22 protein-coding genes are annotated in these 18,848 nt (G+C 71.1%); 8 read left to right on the forward strand and 14 right to left on the reverse strand.

Features of this window, described 5'->3' with window-relative positions; all coding sequences use genetic code 11:
- Positions 1-193: hypothetical protein (locus ACFWB8_RS34035; RefSeq protein WP_385236174.1), on the forward strand; the 193-nt coding region annotated here is incomplete at its 5' end.
- Between the two features lie 171 nt (positions 194-364).
- Here the strand turns inward: ACFWB8_RS34035 and ACFWB8_RS34040 are convergent.
- Positions 365-1,006 (reverse strand): DNA-3-methyladenine glycosylase, encoded by a 642-nt coding sequence (locus tag ACFWB8_RS34040; protein WP_385236177.1) that lies wholly within the window; start codon positions 1,004-1,006, stop codon positions 365-367.
- Positions 1,007-1,103: 97 nt separating this feature from the next.
- Here ACFWB8_RS34040 and ACFWB8_RS34045 point away from each other — a divergent pair, with 97 nt between their 5' ends.
- The 3 genes from ACFWB8_RS34045 to ACFWB8_RS34055 all read left to right on the forward strand — a co-directional run bounded on the left by ACFWB8_RS34045 (position 1,104) and on the right by ACFWB8_RS34055 (position 3,125).
- Positions 1,104-1,886, forward strand: coding sequence for a sporulation protein (locus ACFWB8_RS34045; RefSeq protein WP_385236180.1), 783 nt, complete (start codon positions 1,104-1,106; stop codon positions 1,884-1,886).
- Between the two features lie 39 nt (positions 1,887-1,925).
- A complete protein-coding gene (locus ACFWB8_RS34050) occupies positions 1,926-2,459 on the forward strand; it encodes a YbhB/YbcL family Raf kinase inhibitor-like protein (RefSeq protein ID WP_385236183.1) in 534 nt (177 codons plus the stop codon).
- Between the two features lie 162 nt (positions 2,460-2,621).
- A complete protein-coding gene (locus tag ACFWB8_RS34055) occupies positions 2,622-3,125 on the forward strand; it encodes an HNH endonuclease (protein ID WP_385236186.1) in 504 nt (167 codons plus the stop codon).
- 61 nt (positions 3,126-3,186) lie between these two features.
- On the opposite strand, the gene ACFWB8_RS34060 is transcribed toward ACFWB8_RS34055, so the two are convergent.
- The 4 genes from ACFWB8_RS34060 to ACFWB8_RS34075 all read right to left on the reverse strand — a co-directional run bounded on the left by ACFWB8_RS34060 (position 3,187) and on the right by ACFWB8_RS34075 (position 6,417).
- Positions 3,187-3,963, reverse strand: coding sequence for a sulfite exporter TauE/SafE family protein (locus ACFWB8_RS34060; protein WP_385236189.1), 777 nt, complete (start codon positions 3,961-3,963; stop codon positions 3,187-3,189).
- Positions 3,964-4,040: 77 nt separating this feature from the next.
- Positions 4,041-5,018, reverse strand: a complete 978-nt coding sequence (locus ACFWB8_RS34065) for an SPFH domain-containing protein (protein ID WP_385236192.1) — start codon at positions 5,016-5,018, stop codon at positions 4,041-4,043.
- 84 nt (positions 5,019-5,102) lie between these two features.
- Positions 5,103-5,531, reverse strand: coding sequence for an NfeD family protein (locus ACFWB8_RS34070; protein ID WP_385236195.1), 429 nt, complete (start codon positions 5,529-5,531; stop codon positions 5,103-5,105).
- 91 nt (positions 5,532-5,622) lie between these two features.
- Positions 5,623-6,417 (reverse strand): ABC transporter ATP-binding protein, encoded by a 795-nt coding sequence (locus ACFWB8_RS34075; protein ID WP_385236198.1) that lies wholly within the window; start codon positions 6,415-6,417, stop codon positions 5,623-5,625.
- Between the two features lie 156 nt (positions 6,418-6,573).
- Between ACFWB8_RS34075 and ACFWB8_RS34080 the strand changes: the two genes are divergently transcribed.
- Positions 6,574-7,353, forward strand: coding sequence for a hypothetical protein (locus ACFWB8_RS34080; RefSeq protein WP_385236201.1), 780 nt, complete (start codon positions 6,574-6,576; stop codon positions 7,351-7,353).
- Positions 7,354-7,428: 75 nt separating this feature from the next.
- Here the strand turns inward: ACFWB8_RS34080 and ACFWB8_RS34085 are convergent, their stop codons facing one another.
- The 3 genes from ACFWB8_RS34085 to ACFWB8_RS34095 all read right to left on the reverse strand — a co-directional run bounded on the left by ACFWB8_RS34085 (position 7,429) and on the right by ACFWB8_RS34095 (position 9,612).
- Positions 7,429-7,674, reverse strand: a complete 246-nt coding sequence (locus tag ACFWB8_RS34085) for a chaplin (RefSeq protein ID WP_385236237.1) — start codon at positions 7,672-7,674, stop codon at positions 7,429-7,431.
- Positions 7,675-7,814: 140 nt separating this feature from the next.
- The gene (locus tag ACFWB8_RS34090; protein WP_385236204.1) at positions 7,815-8,465 is read right to left on the reverse strand and encodes a response regulator; all 651 of its coding nucleotides are present in this window, start codon (positions 8,463-8,465) and stop codon (positions 7,815-7,817) included.
- Positions 8,458-9,612: a GAF domain-containing sensor histidine kinase gene (locus ACFWB8_RS34095; RefSeq protein ID WP_385236207.1), complete on the reverse strand. Its 1,155-nt coding sequence runs from the start codon at positions 9,610-9,612 to the stop codon at positions 8,458-8,460. Before ACFWB8_RS34095 ends, ACFWB8_RS34090 begins: the two co-directional genes overlap by 8 nt.
- A gap of 476 nt (positions 9,613-10,088) precedes the next feature.
- On the opposite strand from ACFWB8_RS34095, the gene ACFWB8_RS34100 reads away from it, so the two are divergent.
- Entirely contained in the window at positions 10,089-10,745 is a 657-nt protein-coding gene (locus ACFWB8_RS34100) for a transglycosylase SLT domain-containing protein (protein ID WP_385236210.1), read from the forward strand.
- A gap of 133 nt (positions 10,746-10,878) precedes the next feature.
- Here ACFWB8_RS34100 and ACFWB8_RS34105 read toward each other — a convergent pair whose 3' ends face one another.
- A complete protein-coding gene (locus ACFWB8_RS34105) occupies positions 10,879-13,437 on the reverse strand; it encodes an FHA domain-containing protein (RefSeq protein WP_385236213.1) in 2,559 nt (852 codons plus the stop codon).
- Between the two features lie 271 nt (positions 13,438-13,708).
- Here ACFWB8_RS34105 and serB point away from each other — a divergent pair, with 271 nt between their 5' ends.
- Positions 13,709-14,908: a phosphoserine phosphatase SerB gene (serB, locus tag ACFWB8_RS34110; RefSeq protein WP_385236216.1), complete on the forward strand. Its 1,200-nt coding sequence runs from the start codon at positions 13,709-13,711 to the stop codon at positions 14,906-14,908.
- 71 nt (positions 14,909-14,979) lie between these two features.
- Here serB and ACFWB8_RS34115 read toward each other — a convergent pair whose 3' ends face one another.
- From ACFWB8_RS34115 to ACFWB8_RS34130, 4 genes are all read right to left on the reverse strand, one after another.
- Complete coding sequence (locus tag ACFWB8_RS34115) at positions 14,980-15,501, reverse strand: SixA phosphatase family protein (protein WP_385236219.1); 522 nt, start codon at positions 15,499-15,501, stop codon at positions 14,980-14,982.
- A 120-nt stretch (positions 15,502-15,621) separates the two neighbouring features.
- Positions 15,622-15,843 (reverse strand): hypothetical protein, encoded by a 222-nt coding sequence (locus ACFWB8_RS34120; RefSeq protein WP_385236222.1) that lies wholly within the window; start codon positions 15,841-15,843, stop codon positions 15,622-15,624.
- Positions 15,844-16,002: 159 nt separating this feature from the next.
- A complete protein-coding gene (locus ACFWB8_RS34125; protein ID WP_385236225.1) occupies positions 16,003-16,122 on the reverse strand; it encodes an SGM_5486 family transporter-associated protein in 120 nt (39 codons plus the stop codon).
- A gap of 5 nt (positions 16,123-16,127) precedes the next feature.
- Positions 16,128-17,417 carry a CynX/NimT family MFS transporter gene (locus ACFWB8_RS34130; RefSeq protein WP_385236228.1) on the reverse strand — a complete coding sequence of 430 codons (1,290 nt, stop codon included), beginning with the start codon at positions 17,415-17,417 and terminating at the stop codon, positions 16,128-16,130.
- 80 nt (positions 17,418-17,497) lie between these two features.
- Between ACFWB8_RS34130 and ACFWB8_RS34135 the strand changes: the two genes are divergently transcribed.
- Positions 17,498-18,175 (forward strand): FadR/GntR family transcriptional regulator, encoded by a 678-nt coding sequence (locus tag ACFWB8_RS34135; protein ID WP_385236231.1) that lies wholly within the window; start codon positions 17,498-17,500, stop codon positions 18,173-18,175.
- A gap of 3 nt (positions 18,176-18,178) precedes the next feature.
- Here the strand turns inward: ACFWB8_RS34135 and ACFWB8_RS34140 are convergent, their stop codons facing one another.
- Complete coding sequence (locus ACFWB8_RS34140; protein ID WP_385236234.1) at positions 18,179-18,610, reverse strand: hypothetical protein; 432 nt, start codon at positions 18,608-18,610, stop codon at positions 18,179-18,181.
- Positions 18,611-18,848: the final 238 nt, after the last annotated feature.

The following is an 18,848-nucleotide window of genomic DNA, read 5'->3' on the forward strand; positions in this document are numbered from 1 at the left end:
TGGCGTTGATTTTTGGCACGCTGTTGAGTTCTCAAGGAACGGACGCTTCCTTTGTACTCACCCTCTCGGGCTTTCCTCCGGGCGCTTCCTTCGTTTCCAACTCTACCAGATCATTTCCGGCGCCGTTTCCGGCTTTGGATTTGAATTCGGTGGCCGTTGGGGGCCTTTGCCTTTCGGCGCTCCACCACATTAGCGCTTATCCCGTGCGGCTCATAATCGGGCCGGCGGATTCGAATTCGGGCATGCCGAATACGACCCCGTCAGGGGTAAGTCGCAGGTAGTGGGTTGGCCGCTCTGGGGGTCTGCCGACAGCAGTGCCCCGTTCAAGCGGCTCGGGCTACGTTAGGCGTCCGCCAGGGGCGAGTCAAGTTGAGCGACGGCGTGGCGCGTGGGCGCGGTACGGGCTCACCGTCGGGTCATGGGTGATCCAGTAGCGGTACGGGTGCCCGGCGCCGGCGCCGCCCACTCCGGTGCGGGGGCCGTTGCTCACCAGGTCGGCCGGGGTGGGGGTGCCCGTAAGGAGGGACAGGGGGGAATCGGGGCCCGCGCAGAGGTCCGTGCCGTCCAGGGAGCGGTCCACGGCCAGGGCCGTGGCCAGGCGGGCCGGGCCTTTGGCGAGTTCTCGGTCCCCTCTGGCTGAAAGTCGACGTTTACGGGCCAGGTCGGCGCCCACCGTGATCTCCCCCGCGCGCAGCAGCACACCACTCGCGTGTTCGGGCGGACCGCACACCAGGTTGAGGCTGAACCACATGCCGTAGATGAAGTAGACGTACGCGTGTCCGGGTGGACCGAACATCGACGCGTTGCGGGCCGTGCGGCCGCGGTGGGCGTGGGAGCCCGGGTCCGCCTCCCCCTCGTACGCCTCCACTTCCGTGATGCGCAGTTCGATGGGGCCGTCCGGGCCACGGCGGACCAGGGTGCGGCCGAGGAGGTCCGGGGCCACGGTGAGGACCGGCCGGTCGAAGAAGGCCCGGGGCAGGGGCGTACGGTCGGGGCGCGCGCTCATCCGGTCGAGCGTAGTGGAGCGCGTCCACCTGCAACCGGGGCCTAAGGTTCCGCGTTGGTACGGGGTAGTCGTACGAGCTTTCAAGGGGAGTCAGAGCATGGGGTTCAAGAAGCTGTTCGCGAGCCTGGGCGCCGGTGGCGCTTCGGTTGACACGGTCATCACCGAGCCGAACGTCGTGCCGGGCGGAATCGTCCAGGGCGAGGTCCGGATCCAGGGCGGATCCGTGGAGCAGCAGATCGAGGGGCTGTCCGTGGGCCTGCAGGCGCGGGTGGAGGTGGAGGGCGGTGACCAGGAGTACAAGCAGGACATCGTCTTCACCAAGCAGCGTCTCGGCGGTGCCTTCCAGGTGCAGGCCGGCGCGCTGCACGTGGTGCCGTTCGGGCTGGAGATCCCGTGGGAGACGCCGATCACCCACTTCGGGGGGCGGCACCTGCACGGGATGAACATCGGGGTCAGCACCGAGCTGGAGATCGCGCGCGCGGTGGACGCCGGGGACCTGGACGCGATCAACGTGCACCCGGTGCCGGCGCAGCAGGCGATCCTCGACGCCTTCGTGCAGCTGGGCTTCTCCTTCCGCAGTGCGGACATGGAGCGGGGGCACATCCGCGGGACGCGGCAGACGCTGCCCTTCTACCAGGAGATCGAGTTCCTGCCGCCGTCGCAGTACCGGGGGCTGCACCAGGTCGAGCTGACCTTCGTCTCGGACGGCCGTGAGATGGACGTCGTCCTGGAGATGGACAAGAAGCCGGGTCTGTTCTCCGAGGGCAGCGACACCTACCGCTGCTTCCAGGTGGGCCTGCAGTCGTACCAGGGGACCGACTGGGCGGCATACCTGAACCAGTGGATCGCCTCGGTCGGTTCGCAGCGCAACTGGTTCTAGGCTCGGCCCGGTACGCGTATCCGATCAGGAGGTACAGCAGTGGCCGAGCAGAACAGGGCGCCCCTTCCGCATGCCTTTCACCCGGAGGTGCCCTCCTTCACGGTGACCAGCACGGATCTCACGCCGGGCGGGGAGCTGGATGAGGCCCAGGCCCTGACGGGTGGGAACGTCTCGCCGCAGTTGCGGTGGGAGGGGTTCCCCGAGGGGACGAAGAGCTTCGCCGTCACGTGCTTCGACCCGGATGCGCCGACGGGCAGCGGGTTTTGGCACTGGGTGCTCTTCGACCTGCCGGTCTCGGTCACGGAGCTGCCGGGCGGGGTGGGCAGCGGGGAGTTCGAGGGGCTGCCGGAGGGGGCCGTGCACGTACGGAACGATTACGGCACGAGGGACTTCGGCGGGGCGGCTCCTCCGCGCGGGGAGCGGCACCGGTACGTGTTCACCGTGTACGCGGTGGACCGCGAGCAGCTCGGCCCCGACGCGGACTCGTCTCCGGCGGTCGTCGGGTTCCATCTGCGGTTCCACGCGCTCGGCCGGGCCCAGCTGATCGGTGAGTACGGGTCCCCCGCGAGCTGATCACCTCGTTCGGCGTTCTCCGAGCGTTTGCCCGGTCCTGGTCTAAAGACGGCCAGGACCGGGCATTTTTATTGCGTTGTCCCGCGTGGCGCGCGCGGCCAGAGTGGTTGCGGGCCGTGCCGCCAGGGTGGTCGCGGGGCCTGCACACGGGAGGTGGGCGAGATGCGGGACACGCTGGTGCTGAATGCGAGCTTCGAGCCGCTGTCGACGGTGACGCTGAACCGGGCCGTGGTCCTGGTGCTGCAGGACAAGGCCGTGGTCGAACAGTCGCATCCCGAGCTGCGTGTGCGCGCGGCCACCATGGAGTTGCCGATGCCGCGGGTGATCAGGCTGTGCAGGTACGTCAGGGTGCCCTTCCGAAGACATGCTCCCTGGTCACGGAGGGGGGTGCTGGTCCGGGACCAGCACCGGTGCGCGTACTGCGGGAAGCGCGCGACGACCGTGGACCATGTGCTTCCGCGGGCGCAGGGCGGTGGGGACACCTGGCTGAACACGGTGGCCTCCTGCGCCGAGGACAACCACCGCAAAGCGGCGCGGACTCCGGAGGAGGCGGGGATGCCGCTGCTGCGCAAGCCCTTCGTGCCGTCACCGGCGGACGCCATGCTGCTGGCCATGGGCGCGGGTGGGCGTGAGGTGCTGCCCGAGTGGCTGGGGCGTTCCGCCTAGCCCTTCTGCCCCGTCTGCCGTGTACGACCGCGCGCTGGGCGGCGTAGTTCTGCTACGTCGCTCAGCGGAGCAGCAGTTGGACGATCGCGAGGACGCCGACGGTCACGATGACCGCGCGCAGGACGGTCGGCGAGAGGCGGCGGCCCACCTTGGCGCCGATCTGGCCGCCGATGGTGGAGCCGACGGCGATCAGGAGGACGGCCGTCCAGTCGAATTCCGCGACGAAGAGGAAGAAGACGGCCGCGATGCCGTTCACCATGGCGGCGATGACGTTCTTGACGGCGTTGATGCGCTGGAGTTCCTCGCGGAGCAGCAGGCCCATCAGGCCGAGGTAGAGCACGCCCTGGGCGGCCCCGAAGTAGCCTCCGTACGCGCTGGAGAGCAGCATTCCGCACAGCAGGGCCGGGCCGCCGTCGGGGTTGCCGGTGTCGCCTCCCGCGGCGTCCTGGCGCTTGCGCAGGGCTGCCGCCAGCCTGGGCTGGAGGATGACGAGTACGAGGGCCAGTCCGATCAGGACGGGCACGATCGTGTCGAAGGAGTCGGACGGCAGCGTGAGGAGCAGGACGGCGCCCGCCAGTCCGCCGACGAGGGAGACGGCGCCGAGGCGCAGGATGCGGGCGCGCTGGCCCTGGAGCTCCTTGCGGTAGCCGATGGCTCCGCTGATGGCGCCGGGCACGAGGCCGAGGGTGTTGGAGACGTTGGCGGTGACCGGCGGGAGGCCGGTGGCCAGCAGCACCGGGAAGGTGATCAGGGTGCCGGAGCCGACGATCGTGTTGATGGTGCCGGCGCCGATGCCCGCGGCGAAGACCGCCAGTGATTCCCAGATGGACAAGGCCATCCCCTTTGCATGAGTGAGTCGCCTCCCCGCCATGAAGGTCGAGGGGCCTCACTGATCATGCAGGAGGGGCGGGCCGTTCAGTCGATGGGGGGCTGTTCGCGGCGCTCCGCGGCCGCCTTGTCGCCCGGGGTGCCGCCGTCCTTGCCGGTGTTCTGCGGGTTGAAGCCCGAACCGCCGCCCATGGGGCCGAAGTTGCCCATGGCACCGGAGAGGCCCTTGAGCGCGTCTCCGATCTCGCTGGGCACGATCCAGAGCTTGTTGGCGTCGCCCTCGGCGAGCTTCGGGAGCATCTGGAGGTACTGGTAGGCGAGGAGCTTTTGGTCCGCGTCGCCGGCGTGGATGGATTCGAAGACCGTGCGGATGGCCTGGGCCTCGCCCTCGGCGCGCAGGGCGGCGGCCTTGGCGTCACCCTCGGCGCGCAGGATGGAGGACTGCTTCTCACCCTCGGCGCGCAGGATCTCGGACTGGCGCACGCCCTCGGCCTGGAGGATCGAGGCGCGCTTGTCGCGGTCGGCGCGCATCTGCTTCTCCATCGAGTCCTGGATGGAGGTCGGCGGCTCGATGGCCTTGAGCTCGACGCGGTTGACGCGGATGCCCCACTTGCCGGTGGCCTCGTCGAGGACGCCGCGCAGGGCCGCGTTGATCTCCTCGCGGGAGGTCAGGGTCCGCTCCAGGTCCATGCCGCCGATGATGTTGCGCAGCGTGGTGACGGTGAGCTGCTCGATGGCCTGGATGTAGCTGGCCACTTCGTACGTCGCGGCGCGGGCGTCGGTCACCTGGTAGTAGATGACGGTGTCGATGTTGACGACCAGGTTGTCCTGGGTGATGACCGGCTGCGGCGGGAAGGGGACGACCTGCTCGCGGAGGTCGATCCGGTTGCGGATCGAGTCGATGAACGGGACGACGATGTTGAGGCCCGCGTTGAGGGTGCGGGTGTAACGGCCGAATCGTTCGACGATGGCGGCGCTGGCCTGCGGGATCACCTGGATCGTCTTGACCAGTGCGATGAAGACCAGAACCACCAGAATGATCAGGACGATGATGATCGGTTGCATGCGGTTCCCCGTGCCCTTCCGGCTGTCTGTGCTGCCCCGTTGATCGGAGTCTCGCAGACCCCGGGGCCGCGAGTCGGCTGCTTCTCACATGACGACCGCGGTCGCCCCGTCGATCTCCACCACGTCGACGGACTGGCCGGGTTCGAAACTGGTGTCCGCGTCGAGGGTTCGGGCCGACCAGACCTCGCCGGCGAGCTTGATGCGGCCGCCGCTGCCGTCGACCCGTTCCAGTACGACTGCGCTTCTGCCCATCAACGCGTCGATGCCGCTGCGGTGTTGGGGCTTCTGGTTGCGGTGCCGGTTGGCGATCGGGCGGACGACCGCGATGAGCGCGACCGACACGATCACGAAGACCAGGACCTGGGCGACCGCTCCCCCGCCGAGGGCGGCCGTGACGGAGGCCGCCACCGCGCCGACCGCGAACATGCCGAACTCGGGCATCGCGGTCAGGACGAGGGGGATCCCCAGTCCGACCGCGCCGACGAGCCACCACACCCACGCGTTGATGTCCACATGGTCATGGTAGGTCGGTGGGGCACGGTCGGGACAGGGTGCGGGCGGCCGCAGTGGCACCGGCTGCCCGGGGCCGGGGCCGTCCACGGCCCTAGCGCAGGGGCAGGCCCTGGGCGGTCCAGCGCTCGTTCTCGTTGCGCTCGACGACGAGCGGGAGCCCGAAGCAGAGGGAGAGGTTGCGGGAGGTCAGTTCGAGGTCGATGGGGCCCGCGGTGACGACCTTGCCCTGGCGGATCATCAGGACGTGGGTGAAGCCCGGCGCGATCTCCTCCACGTGGTGCGTGACCATGATCATGGAGGGCGCGAGCGGGTCGCGGGCGAGCCGGCCGAGGCGGCGTACGAGGTCCTCGCGGCCACCGAGGTCCAGGCCCGCGGCGGGCTCGTCGAGGAGGAGCAGTTCGGGGTCGGTCATCAGGGCGCGGGCGATCAGGGTGCGCTTGCGCTCGCCCTCGGAGAGGGTGCCGAACTTCCGGTCGAGGTAGTCCGTCATGCCGAGGCGGTCGAGGAACGCGCGGGCGCGCTGCTCGTCGATGTCCTCGTACTCCTCCTGCCAGGTGGCCGTCATGCCGTAGGCCGCGGTGAGCACGGTCTGCAGGACCGTCTGCCGCTTCGGGAGCTTGTCGGCCATCGCGATGCCGGCGACACCGATGCGGGGGCGCAGCTCGAAGACGTCCACCTTGCCGAGGGTGCTGCCGAGGATGGTGGCGGCGCCCTTGGTGGGGAAGAGGTAGCTCGAGGCGACGTTGAGCAGGGTGGTCTTCCCGGCACCGTTGGGCCCGAGGATCACCCAGCGCTCCCCCTCCTTGACCGACCAGGAGACCTGGTCCACCAGAGCCCGGCCCTCGCGGACCACGGATACGTCCACCAGCTCCAGAACATCGCTCATGAGCGTGTTGTCACCCCTTGCAGTCACGGTTCTGTGCGCGCCTGTAGGCGCAGCCCCAGGGGAAAACCTACGCCACTGCGGGAGGGGTCCGGGGCCGGGGCCGGGTGCGGGGTCCCGGGCGGGGTCCCGGCGGGGCCGGATCCGTAAAGTGGGGGGATGCTTTTCGAACCACGTTCAGGGCGGCTGGCCGCCTGGGGGAACGCTCTGCTGGCCGGTCTGGTCTCGCCCGACGAGGCCGTGTCGTCGATCGTCGGCGGGGACGCCGTGCACCGGGTGGCGGGGCTGCCGGGGGAACCGGGTCCCGTGGGGCTCACGCTCGCGCTGGGGCGGATGCGGGCGCTGGGGGTGACGGGGCTGCGGATCGCCCTGCCGGCGCCGGGGCATCCGCTGGGGCTGAGCGGCCCGCCGGAGTTCAACGCGCGGGCGCTGGAGGCCGGGGAAGCGGTGGTCTGCGCGGGCGCGGCGCTGGGACTGGTGCCGGAGGTCACGCAGGCGGGTCCCGCGGGTGACGTGCACGTCTCGGTGGTGTGGCACTGCCTGCCGGTACGGGAGGCACCCCCGGCGGACGTGCCGTCGCTGAGCGAGGCCGAGCGGGAGCTGGCGGAGGCGCTGCGCGAGGCGACGACGGCGCTGACCCGGCTGGACGTGGCGGGGTCGGGGCCGGTGGCGGATGCGGCGCTGTCGGCGTACCGGGCTCGGGCGGAGGCGGGGCGGGAGGCGCTGGCTCCGGGGTATCCGCCGCGGGCGGTGCGGGTGCTGGCGCTGGCGCAGCGGGTGGACCTGATGGTGTCGCTGGCGCACGAGAACGGGCACGGGGGTGCGGTGGCCGCCTCCGAGATGGCGGCGCGGGCCGAGGTCTTGCGGCCGGTGGAGCGGGTGGCGCGGCGGGCGCTCGTCGCGGCGTACAACTCCGCCGTTGAGGCGCGCGAGGGCTGAGGCTGCGCCCCGCACGCCGCGGCCCCGCTTCCCGGGGAGAGGTGGGGGGAAGCGGGGCCGGGGTCAACGGGCTCGTCAGGCGTTCAAGCCGGTGTTGCCGAAGGCTCCGTTCAGCAGGCCGATCACGTTGATCGTGTTGCCCACCACGTTTACCGGGACGTGGACCGGGGCCTGGAGCAGGTTCCCGGAGGCCACGCCGGGCGAGTTCAGCGCCTCGCCCTCCGCCGACGCACCGCCGTGCGCCGAGGAGACGCCGGCGCCGGCGGCGAGCAGACCGCCCGCGAGCGCGGTGACGGCGGTGGCCTTCTTGAAGTTCTTCACGTTCTCGTCCTCCAGTACGTCTGCCGCGGCCAGCCGCCGCGGCACGTCATGAAGAACGGTCATCCGGCGAACCGGATGCGCCATGTGGGCGACATACACCCGACCGTATGAATCTCAGTTTTTTGCATGGACGGACCGGTTCAGTCCGTGATCCCGTGCCTGACCGCCCAGAGCGCCGCCTGCGTGCGGTCGGCGAGGTCCAGCTTCATCAGGATGTTCGAGACGTGCGTCTTGACCGTCTTCTCCGACAGCACCAGCGCCCGGGCGATCTCCCGGTTGGAACGGCCGTCCGCTATGTGCAGCAGGACCTCCCGTTCGCGGTCCGTCAGCGAGCCGCCGCGGCCCGCCGACGAGGGCTGGTCGTCCTCGGAGAGCAGGGCCACGGCCACCTCCGGCTGGAGGAGTACGTGGCCGGCGTGGACGGAGCGGATGGCCGCGGCGAGGGCGTCGGGGTCGATGTCCTTGTAGACGTATCCGGCGGCGCCCGCGCGCAGGGCGGGGACGACGGTCCGCTGTTCCGTGAAGCTGGTGACGATCAGCACCCGCGCCGGGTTGTCCAGGGCGCGGAGCCTGCGCAGGGCCTCGATGCCGTCGGTGCCGGGCATCTTGATGTCCATGAGGATCACGTCGGGCCGCAGCTCCTCGGCGCGGGCGATGCCCTCGTCGCCGTCCGGGGCCTCGCCGACGACCTCGATGTCCTCCTGGACCTCCAGGAAGGTGCGCAGGCCCCGCCGGACCACCTGGTGGTCGTCCACGAGCAGCACGCGGATGGGGTGGGGCGTGTCAGCCACCGGGGACCTCCAGTTCGATCGTGGTGCCCGTGCCGGGCTCCGAGTGCACGCTGAGGCGGCCGCCGACGCCGGCCGCCCGGTCCCGCATCGAGACCAGGCCGAGGTGCCGGCCGGCGCTGCGGACGGTGGAAGGGGAGAAGCCCGATCCGTCGTCGCCGACCGTGAGCACCGCCGCGCCGTCCCGGCGGGCCAGGGTGACCTCGATGCGGCCGGCGCCGGAGTGGCGCAGTGCGTTGTGGAGGGCTTCCTGGGCGACGCGCAGGACCGCTTCCTCCTGGGTCGCGGGGAGGGCCCGTACGCCGTCACAGGTGAAGGTGACGTGCGCGGTGTGCGCGCGGTCCAGGACGCGGACCTGGTTGCGCAGGGTGGCGACCAGTCCGTCCTCGTCCAGGGCGGCCGGGCGGAGCTCGGTGACGGCGGCCCGCAGCTCGTCGGCGGCCTCGGCCGCGAGGAGCGCGACCTGGTGGAGCTCGTCCTTGGCGCGGGCCGGGTCGCGGTCGACGAGGGCGGCGGCGGCCTGGGCGGTCAGGCGCAGCGAGAAGAGCTTCTGGCTGACGGCGTCGTGCAGCTCGTGGGCGAGGCGGGAGCGCTCCTCGGCGATGGTGAGCTCGCGGCTGCGCTCGTAGAGCCGGGCGTTGGTGAGGGCGATGGCCGCGTGCTGGGCGAGGAGGGAGAGGAGTTCCTCGTCCTCGTCGGTGAAGCCGGGCCTCTCGCCGGGGGCGGTCTTCTTGTTCGCGAGGAAGAGGGCGCCGAGGGTCTCCTCTCCGTCCCGGATGGGCAGGCCGAGGAAGTCGGACATCTCCGGGTGGGCGGCGGGCCAGCCCTCGAAGCGGGGGTCCTTGCGTACGTCGGCCAAGCGCTCGGGGCCGCCCTGGTGGAGCATCGCGGCGAGGATGCCGTGCTGGCGGGGCAGGGGGCCGATGCGGCGCCACTGCTCCTCGCTGATGCCGTCCACGACGAACTGGGAGAAGCCGCCGTGGTCGTCCGGGACGCCCAGGGCGGCGTACTCGGCGTCGAGCAGGGCGCGGGCCGAGGCGACGATCGTGCGCAGGACGTCGCGGACCTCGAGGCGCCGGCTCATGGCGAGCAGTGCGGTGCTCACGGCGGCCAGGCCGCTGCGGGGTCCGGGGTGGTTGCTGCGCTGCATGCGCTCACCGTACTCGCGGCCCTGACCTGCGGGATCGGGCTGCGGCCCTAGGCCGGGCGCATACGTGTGCCCTCCTCGGGCACTAGGTCCCGGGGCGCCGGTCTCTGCCGTGAGGAGGAGGGGCGGGGCGGGTTGCTGGTCCTCCGGGTGGAGAAGCGGTCACGCATTGCATTGCTTCCGCAACGGACAGTGAGACCGTTACGTGCTCGATGTGAGCCCGGGCATAGGACGCACATCACTTACGAAGGTGCCTAGTGGACGGATAAAGGCGCTGTCAGCGCTGCTGCGCGTAGTGCCGGGGCTGGAAACCCGGGCTCGGCGCCAGGCCGTGATCCACTAAGCGGGATCGTACGTCACACCTTTGCCAGGCGTTTTTGCCACCGCTAAGAATTGCCCTCGTCGCACAGCGCCGCCGGATCCCGGATCCGAACCGGCGCTTTCCTGCGGCCCCCGCGATTCGAAGAGGTTGCCCCGCCATGTCTGCTTCCCGCACTCCCGGTCACAGTCGTCTGACGAAGGCACACAAGCTGTCCGTTGCCGGTGTCGCCACCCTCGGTGCCGCCGCGCTCGCCTTCTCCCTCGTCCCGGCCGGCGCCAGTGAGGCCCAGGCCGTCTCCGTCGCCCCCGTGGCCTGGACCCAGGCCGTCGACGGCGCTCAGGCGAAGGCCGTGCAGAAGCACCTCACCGTGCAGCAGGTCGTCGCGGACAAGCAGGCGAAGGACGCGGCGAAGGCCAAGGCCGAGGCCGCCGCGAAGAAGGCCCGCGCGGACAAGGAGGCCGCGAGCCGCTCCGCCGCCCGCACCCCCGTCTTCGCGAACAACCTTGACGGCTGGATCAAGGAAGCCCTCTCCATCATGAAGCGCGAGGGCATCCCCGGCACCTACTCCGGCATCCACCGCAACATCATGCGCGAGTCGAGCGGCAACCCCCGCGCGATCAACAACTGGGACATCAACGCCCAGAACGGCATCCCGTCGAAGGGCCTGCTCCAGGTCATTCCGCCGACCTTCGCGACGTACCACGTCAAGGGTACGAAGTTCGACCTGTACGACCCCGTCGCCAACATCGTCGCCGCGTGCAACTACGCCGCCGACCGCTACGGCTCGATGGACAACGTCAACAGCGCCTACTAGGCCCCTGGCGTCCTTCAAGACCCCCCATGCGCCTCAGGGCGGCCCCCGGACTTCCGGGGGCCGCCCTGAGGCGTTTGCGCGTACGGATCTGCGCGTACGGATCTGCGCGTACGGCGGGGTCGTACGGGCGCTCCTACTTGCGCATGACCTCGGGCTCGTGGCGGCGCAGCAGGCGCTGGACCGCGAAGCCGCAGGCGATGCCGAGCAGCAGCAGGACGGTGATGTCCAGGCTCCACTGGCCGATCGAGTGGTCCCACAGCGGGTCGGTGTTGGTGGGGTTGTCGCGGTCCCACGGCGGCATGAGCTTGCCGAGGTTCAGCGTGGTGCCCGCGGCGGCGACGGCCCAGCGGGACGGCATCAGCCAGGCGAACTGCTCCAGGCCCACGGAGTCGTAGACCTGGAAGAGGATGCCGGTGAAGACGACCTGGATGATCGCGAACATGACCAGCAGCGGCATGGTCTTCTCGGCGGTCTTCACCAGCGAGGAGATCACCAGGCCGAACATCATCGAGGTGAAGCCCAGCGCGATGACCGACACGCACAGCTCGACGGCCGGCGGCATGAGCAGGCCCTCGGCCGGCAGGTCGCGCGGGAAGAAGCCGATCCCGCAGATGACCACGCCCTGGATGGCCGTGATGACGCCGAGGACGATCACCTTCGACATGAGGTACGCCGACCGGGACAGGCCGGTCGCGCGCTCGCGCTCGTAGATGACCCGTTCCTTGATCAGCTCACGGACCGAGTTCGCCGCGCCCGAGAAGCACATGCCGACGCAGAGGATCAGCATGATCGTGCCGGCGTCGCCGTTGAAGTTCGACGGCGGAGTCGGGGGCGCGAGGCCGAAGGTCGCGGGGATGACCGTGGAAACCACGCCCAGGACCGCGGGCAGGATCAGCATCAGCCCGAGGAAGCCCTTGTCGGAGGCGATGACCGAGACGTAGCGGCGGATCAGGGTCCACAGCTGCGCGCCCCAGGCCTGCGGCTTCGGCGGGTTCATCTGCTGCGGGGAGGGCATCGCGACCGACTGCGGGGCGACCGCGTCGATGTCGGCGGCGTACAGCTGGTAGTGCTGAGAGCCCTTCCAGCGGCCGGCCCAGTCGTACTCGCGGTAGTTCTCGAAGGCGGAGAACACGTCGGCCCAGGTGGTGTAGCCGAAGAAGTTCAGCGCCTCGTCCGGCGGGCCGAAGTACGCGACAGAACCGCCCGGGGCCATGACCAGCAGCTTGTCGCAGATGGCCAGTTCGGCGACCGAGTGGGTGACGACCAGGACCGTGCGGCCGTCGTCGGCGAGTCCGCGCAGCAGCTGCATGACGTCGCGGTCCATGCCCGGGTCGAGACCGGAGGTCGGCTCGTCCAGGAAGATCAGCGACGGCTTGGTGAGCAGCTCCAGGGCCACGGACACGCGCTTGCGCTGACCACCCGAGAGCGAGGTGATCTTCTTGTCCTTGTGGATGTCGAGCTTGAGCTCGCGCAGCACCTCGTTGATACGGGCGGCTCGCTCGGACTCGGCGGTGTCGCCGGGGAAGCGGAGCTTGGCCGCGTACTTGAGCGCGGTGCTGACCTTCAGCTCCTTGTGCAGGATGTCGTCCTGCGGGACCAGGCCGATGCGCTGGCGGAGCTCCGCGAACTGCTTGTACAGGTTGCGGTTGTCGTAGAGGACGTCGCCCTCGTTGGCCGGGCGGTAGCCGGTCAGCGCCTTGAGCAGGGTCGACTTGCCCGAGCCGGAGGGGCCGATGACGCCGATGAGCGACTTCTCCGGGACGCCGAAGGTGACGTCCTTGAGGATCTGCTTGCCGCCGTCGACCGTGACCGTGAGGTGGCGGGCCGAGAACGAGACGTCGCCGGTGTCGACGAACTCCTCGAGGCGGTCGCCGACGATGCGGAACGTCGAGTGGCCGACGCCGACGATGTCGTTCGGGCCGAGCAGCGCGGTGCCGGACTTGGCCAGCGGCTGACCGTTGACGTAGGTGCCGTTGTGGCTGCCGAGGTCGTGGATCTCGAAGCGGCCGCCCGGCATCGAGCGGAACTCGGCGTGGTGGCGGGAGACCTGGAGGTCGGAGACCACCAGCTCGTTCTCCAGCGCACGGCCGATCCGCATGACGTGGCCCAGCGCGAGCTGGTGGAACGTCGTCGGGCTGCGGTCGCCGTAGGCGGGGGCCGCGCCCTGTGCCGGGCGGGGCGCGGCGGAGCCGGCGCCGCCCTGCTGGTGCGGCACGTGCGGCTGCTGCGGCTGCTGCGGCTGCTGTTCCCAGGCCTGCTGGGGCTGCTGCTGGGCCGGAGGCTGGTAGGCCGGGGCCTGCGGCTGCGCGTAGGCCGCCGCCGGTGACTGCTGCACCTGCTGGGCCGCGGCCGGCTGCGGCGCCGCGGCGGCGACAGGATTCAGCCGCGGGCCGTCGGTGGCGTTGCCCAGGTGTACCGGCGTACCGGGTACGAGTTCGGCCTGCTGGACCCTCGCCCCGTGCACGTAAGTGCCGTTGGTGCTGCCGTGGTCCTCGATGCCCCAACCCCGGCCGTTCCAGGTGATGGTGGCGTGCCGCCACGACACCCGGGCGTCATCGATCACCACATCTCCCTGGGGATCGCGCCCCAGCGAGTACGACCTGGACGGATCGAGCGTCCAGGTCCTTCCATTCAATTCCAGTACGAGTTCCGGCACTCCAGCCCCACTTAAGTCCCCCGAGAATCCCCCCATGACGTCAGGGAGTCTAGGGATGGCGAACATCCGGGGGAACTATTTCAGGCCCGGGGCCACAAGTGGAATCGGGGCCGTGCGGCGGCGTCCGCGCCTGCCTCCGGACGGGGTCGAAAGGCACCCGGAGAGTGCGATACGGGACTTCTCGCCCCGTCGCCTGCCCCACGGCGGACCGGGAGCGGGCCGGGAGCTGGCCGCCGGGCGACCTGCGCGTTCAAGACGTGGGACGGGGGTCCTGTCCGGGAGGCCGGGGAGATACGGTGAGATCACCATGAGCGCTTCGCAGACCTCCGACGTCCCCACCCTCCTCGTCAAGATCTTCGGCAAGGACCGTCCCGGGATCACCGCCGGGCTGTTCGACACCCTCGCCGCCTACTCCGTCGATGTCGTCGACATCGAGCAGGTCGTCACCCGCGGCCGCATCGTCCTGTGCGCCCTCGTCACCAAGCCCGCCGGAAACACCGACGGCGAGCTGCGGGCCACCGTCCACAGCTGGGCAGAGTCGCTCAAGCTCCAGGCCGAGATCCTCTCCGGCACCGGTGACAACCGGCCGCGCGGCAGTGGCCGCTCCCACGTCACCGTGCTCGGCAACCCGCTCACCGCCGAGTCCACGGCCGCCATCGCCGCCCGGATCACCGCGACCGGCGGCAACATCGACCGCGTCTTCCGCCTGGCGAAGTATCCGGTGACGGCGGTGGAATTCGCCGTCTCCGGCACCGAGACCGAGCCGCTGCGCACCGCTCTGGCCACCGCCGCCGCACAGATCGGCGTCGATGTCGCCGTGGTCTCGGCGGGTCTGCACCGGCGGGCCCAGCGCCTGGTCGTCATGGACGTGGACTCGACCCTGATCCAGGACGAGGTCATCGAGCTGTTCGCCGCGCACGCCGGCTGCGAGGCCGAAGTCGCCGAGGTCACCGAGCGGGCCATGCGCGGCGAGCTGGACTTCGAGCAGTCGCTGCACGCCCGCGTGGCCCTGCTGGCCGGGCTGGACGCCTCCGTCGTGGACAAGGTCCGCTCCGAGGTCCGGCTCACTCCCGGTGCCCGGACCCTGATCCGCACCCTGAAGCGGCTCGGCTACCAGGTGGGTGTGGTCTCCGGCGGGTTCACGCAGGTCACGGACGACCTGCGGGAGCGGCTCGGCCTGGACTTCGCCTCCGCCAACACCCTCGAGATCGTGGACGGCAAGCTGACCGGCAAGGTCGTCGGCGAGATCGTGGACCGGGCCGGCAAGGCCCGGCTGCTGCGCCGCTTCGCCGCGGAGGCCGGCGTACCGCTGGCCCAGACGGTGGCGATCGGCGACGGCGCCAATGATCTGGACATGCTGAACGCGGCCGGGCTGGGCGTGGCGTTCTGCGCCAAGCCGGTGGTCCGCGAAGCCGCGCACACCGCGGTGAACGTGCCCTTCCTGGACGCGGTGCTGTACCTGCTGGGGATCACCCGGGAAGAGGTCGAGGCCGCCGACCTGGCCTGAGGCCCCCCGATGCGCGAGGAGGGCCCGGCGCACATCCGAGCGCCGGGCCCTCCCCGCCTGCGTACGGCTGGTCAGTGCTCCTTGGGCGTCCAGAAGTCCAGCAGCGTGCCCACCCCGTGCTCGACCGACTTCCACGAGCCGGTGAAGGAGATCACGGCGAGTGCGGCGGTCGGGAATCCGGTACGGGTCATCCGCGCGAGGGTGTCGCCCTGCGCGCGCCCCGCGAGGACGTCGGCGAGGGCGTGCATGCCGGGGTTGTGGCCGATCACGAGGAGGTTGGAGACCTCGTCGGAGGTCTCGTTCAGCAGTGCGATGAGCTCGCCCGGCGAGGCCTCGTAGAGCCGCTCCTCGTACACGGTCTTCGGCCGGTGCGGCAGCTCCTGGACGGCCAGCTTCCAGGTCTCGCGGGTGCGGGCTGCGGTGGAGCAGAGGGCCAGGTCGAAGGCGATGCCGGTTTCGGCCAGCTTCAGACCGACGGCCGGTGCGTCCTTGCGGCCTCGCTCCGCCAGCGGACGGTCGTGGTCGGACACCTCGGGCCAGTCGGCCTTGGCGTGCCGGAGGAGGACGATCCTGCGGGGTGTTTCGGCGCTCATGGCTCCCAGCTTCGCACGAAACGGGCCAAGGGGCGCAGGGTGTTGGGGTACCCCGCCCCGGGGGTGGGGCGCGCCCGGGCGCGCGGCCCAGCGCGCGGGCTCGTAGGGGGTGGTATGGCGTCAGCGCAGGGCGTGCAGCGCCTGTTGGACGACCTGGACCAGGGTGGCGCCGTCGCTCGCGGGGGTCCCGGACGCGGCGTGGGCCTGACCGGATCCGGCGAGGAGCAGCAGGAGGAGGCCGAAGGCGAGGGCGGGCAGGGCCAGCCCCCACCAGTGCAGGCGGGCGCCGGCGCCGATGGCCGTGGCGCGGGGGCCGGACGAGGTGTGTGCGGGGGCCGACATGGCCGCCTCCGTGGGTGTGCGGGTGGGACGGGCTCTCTGTCTTCGAATCTATGGATCCGAAGGAGCGCTGCCCATCCGGGGCACACCCCACTTCACCCTGAGCCTGACCCCCTAGGGGTTGGTGGGGGTAGCCCTACCAAGCCCGCCCGGGGTGCGGTGTCACGGGGAGGCGAGCGTCGCGATGATGGCGATGATCACGGTCACGAGGAGCATCGCGCCGAGCACGAGGCCGAGCTTCTTGTGGCCGTTCTGGGGGTTCGGTTCGAGTACGGGCGACATGCCGTTCAGTCTCGCATGCCGCATTCGTCCTCGATCGTGCGGTCCCGGCCCGCCAGGATGCCGAGGGCGATCTGCGGGACGAGCAGTCCGGCCATCAGGGCGAGGGGCAGGTGCCAGCCACCGCTGTGCTGGTAGAGGGTGCCGATGACGAGCGGTCCGGGGATGGAGATGAGGTATCCGGTGCTCTGGGCGAAGGCGGAGAGCTTGACTACGCCGGCCGGGGACTTGGCGCGCAGGCCGATCATCGTGATGACGAGCGGGAAGGCGCAGTTGGAGATGCCGAGCAGCAGGGCCCATGCCCAGGCGCCGGCGGCGGGGGCGAAGTAGAGCCCGAGGTACCCGGCGAGGCCGAACAGGCCGAGGACGACGGCGATGGGTCCCTGGTTCCTCATCCGGCCGGCCAGGCCCGGGATGACGAAGGCGAGCGGGACTCCCATGACCATGGTGACGGCGAGCAGGACTCCGGCGGTGCCCGCGGAGACGCCGGCGTCGCGGAAGATCTGCGGGAGCCAGCCCATGGTGACGTAGGCGCCGGTGGCCTGGAGGCCGAAGTACGAGGCCAGGGCCCACGCGGTGCGGCTGCGGACGACGCGCGGTCCGTCGTCGGGGCGTACGGACGCGGCGGGGGTGGCGGCCTTCTCCCGGCGGGCGGCGGTGGCGATGGCCAGCCAGGGCAGTACGGCGGCCAGCGCGAGCACGGCCCAGATCAGCAGGCCGGTGCGCCAACTGCCGCCGAGGGCGGCGGTCATCGGGACGGTGGCGGCGGCGGCCAGCGAGGTGCCGGCGGCCAGGGCCATGGAGTACAGGCCGATCATGGTGCCGACCCGGTCGGGGAACCAGCGCTTGACGATCACCGGGAGGAGCACGTTGGTCAGGGCTATGCCGGCGAGCGAGAAGGCGCTGGCGGCGAGGAACCCGGCGGCGTTGGTCGCGAAGGGGCGGATCAGCAGGCCGGTGGCGACGGCCGCCATGCCCGCGCAGACGACGGCGGCGGGGCCGAAGCGGCGGGAGAGCCGGGGCGCCGTGACGCCGAAGACGGCGAAGCAGAGGGCGGGCACGGAGGTGATGAGTCCGGCGACGGTGCCGCTCATGCCGAGACCGGTGCGGGTCTCCTCGAAGAGGGCGCCGAGGCTGGTGATGGCGGGCCGCAGGTTGAGGGCCGCCATCACGATTCCGACGATGAGCACCGGGCCGAGCCACGTGGGGGCGACGTGGGCGGGGGTGGGAAGGGGCCGGCCGGCGCTGCTGCGCACGGCCGCCGGGCGGCTCAGGGTCTGGATTTCTTCGTCGGCCATTCAGCCATCATAGAATCATGGGATGATTGGTTGTCCAATCGTCGTGCCCGCCGGCTCCCGCCGCCTTTTGAGAGGAACCCATGCCGCTGACCTCGCCACGGCGCTCCGCCCTCGTCGACCAGGTGATCACCCAACTGCGGAACCAGATCACCTCCGGCGAGTGGCCCGTCGGCGCCCGGATCCCCACCGAGCCGGAGCTGGTGGAGCTGCTCGGCGTCGCCCGCAACACCGTGCGGGAGGCCGTGCGGGCCCTGGCGCACAACGGCCTGCTGGACATCCGGCAGGGTTCGGGCACGTACGTCGTCGCCACGAGCGAGCTGGCGGGGGTGATGCACCGGCGCTTCGCCGGGGCCGACCCGCGGCACATCGCGGAGCTGCGCTCGACGCTGGAGTCCTCGGCGGCCCGGCTGGCGGCCGAGCGGCGGACCGACCGGGACCTCGTACAGCTGGACGCGCTGCTCGCGCGGCGCGAGGAGGCCTGGGCGGGCGGGGACGCGGAGGTGTTCGTCGCGGCGGACGTGGCCCTGCACATGGCGGTGGTGGCGGCCTCGCACAACGACGTGCTCATCGAGCTGTACGCGGACCTCGGCGACCTGGTGGCGGACTGGCTGCGGACGGACGTCGGCAGCGAGCTCAGGCCGGAGGCGCACCTGGACCACGCCCGGCTGATCGAGGCGATCCGGCGCGGGGACGGGGACTCGGCCGCCTCGGAGGCGGCGGACTACCCGTACGTCTGCCTGGCCGAGAAGGCCCGGTGAAGCTCAGGGGCGCTGGTGGCTCACCCAGGCGGTACGGACTTCCTTCCAGCAGCGGCTGGTGAGCTCGACGCGGCCGGCCGGGCCGACGGCCACGGCGGCGCCGTCCCCGTCCACGTCCCACCAGCGGTCGCACTCCACGTGCAGGCGGACCAGGTCGGTCTCGGGGTAGCTGTTGTGGCAGTACGCGACGACCTGCGAGCCCGCGATCGCCGTGTCGCAGTCGGCCCCGAAGAGCTCCCGGGCGGCGGGCGGCGCGGGGCGCACGGGCGGTTCGGCGGGGATCTCGGCCAGGTCCACCACGGTCGGGGCCACGATCTCCGGGCCGGGTGCGGGGCCGTCGAGGCCGGACTCCGCGACGGCTCCCGGGACCACGAATCCGGTCAGGACCACCGAGGTGACCAGCAGCGATACCGCTCGGCTCCGCCTCGCGCGCACTCCCGTACCTCCGCCCGCAGGAGCCGGGAAGATCCCGACGAGGTCAGTTTGCAGGTAAATGCCCTGGTTTTCGACTCGGGAAGATTCGGTCAGACGCCGGCGATCTGATCGAGCGAGCGGTCCTCGGCGGGGCCCCGCCACCGGAAACGGGGGGGGGGGGGGGCCCGCGCGGGGGGCCCGGGCGCGCGCCGCCCGCGGGGGTGGCCCGCCCGGGGGGGGGCGGGGCGGGCGCCGCGGT

Source organism: Streptomyces sp. NPDC060031 (assembly GCF_042736805.1).
In the GTDB taxonomy this organism is placed as follows: Bacteria; Actinomycetota; Actinomycetes; order Streptomycetales; family Streptomycetaceae; genus Streptomyces.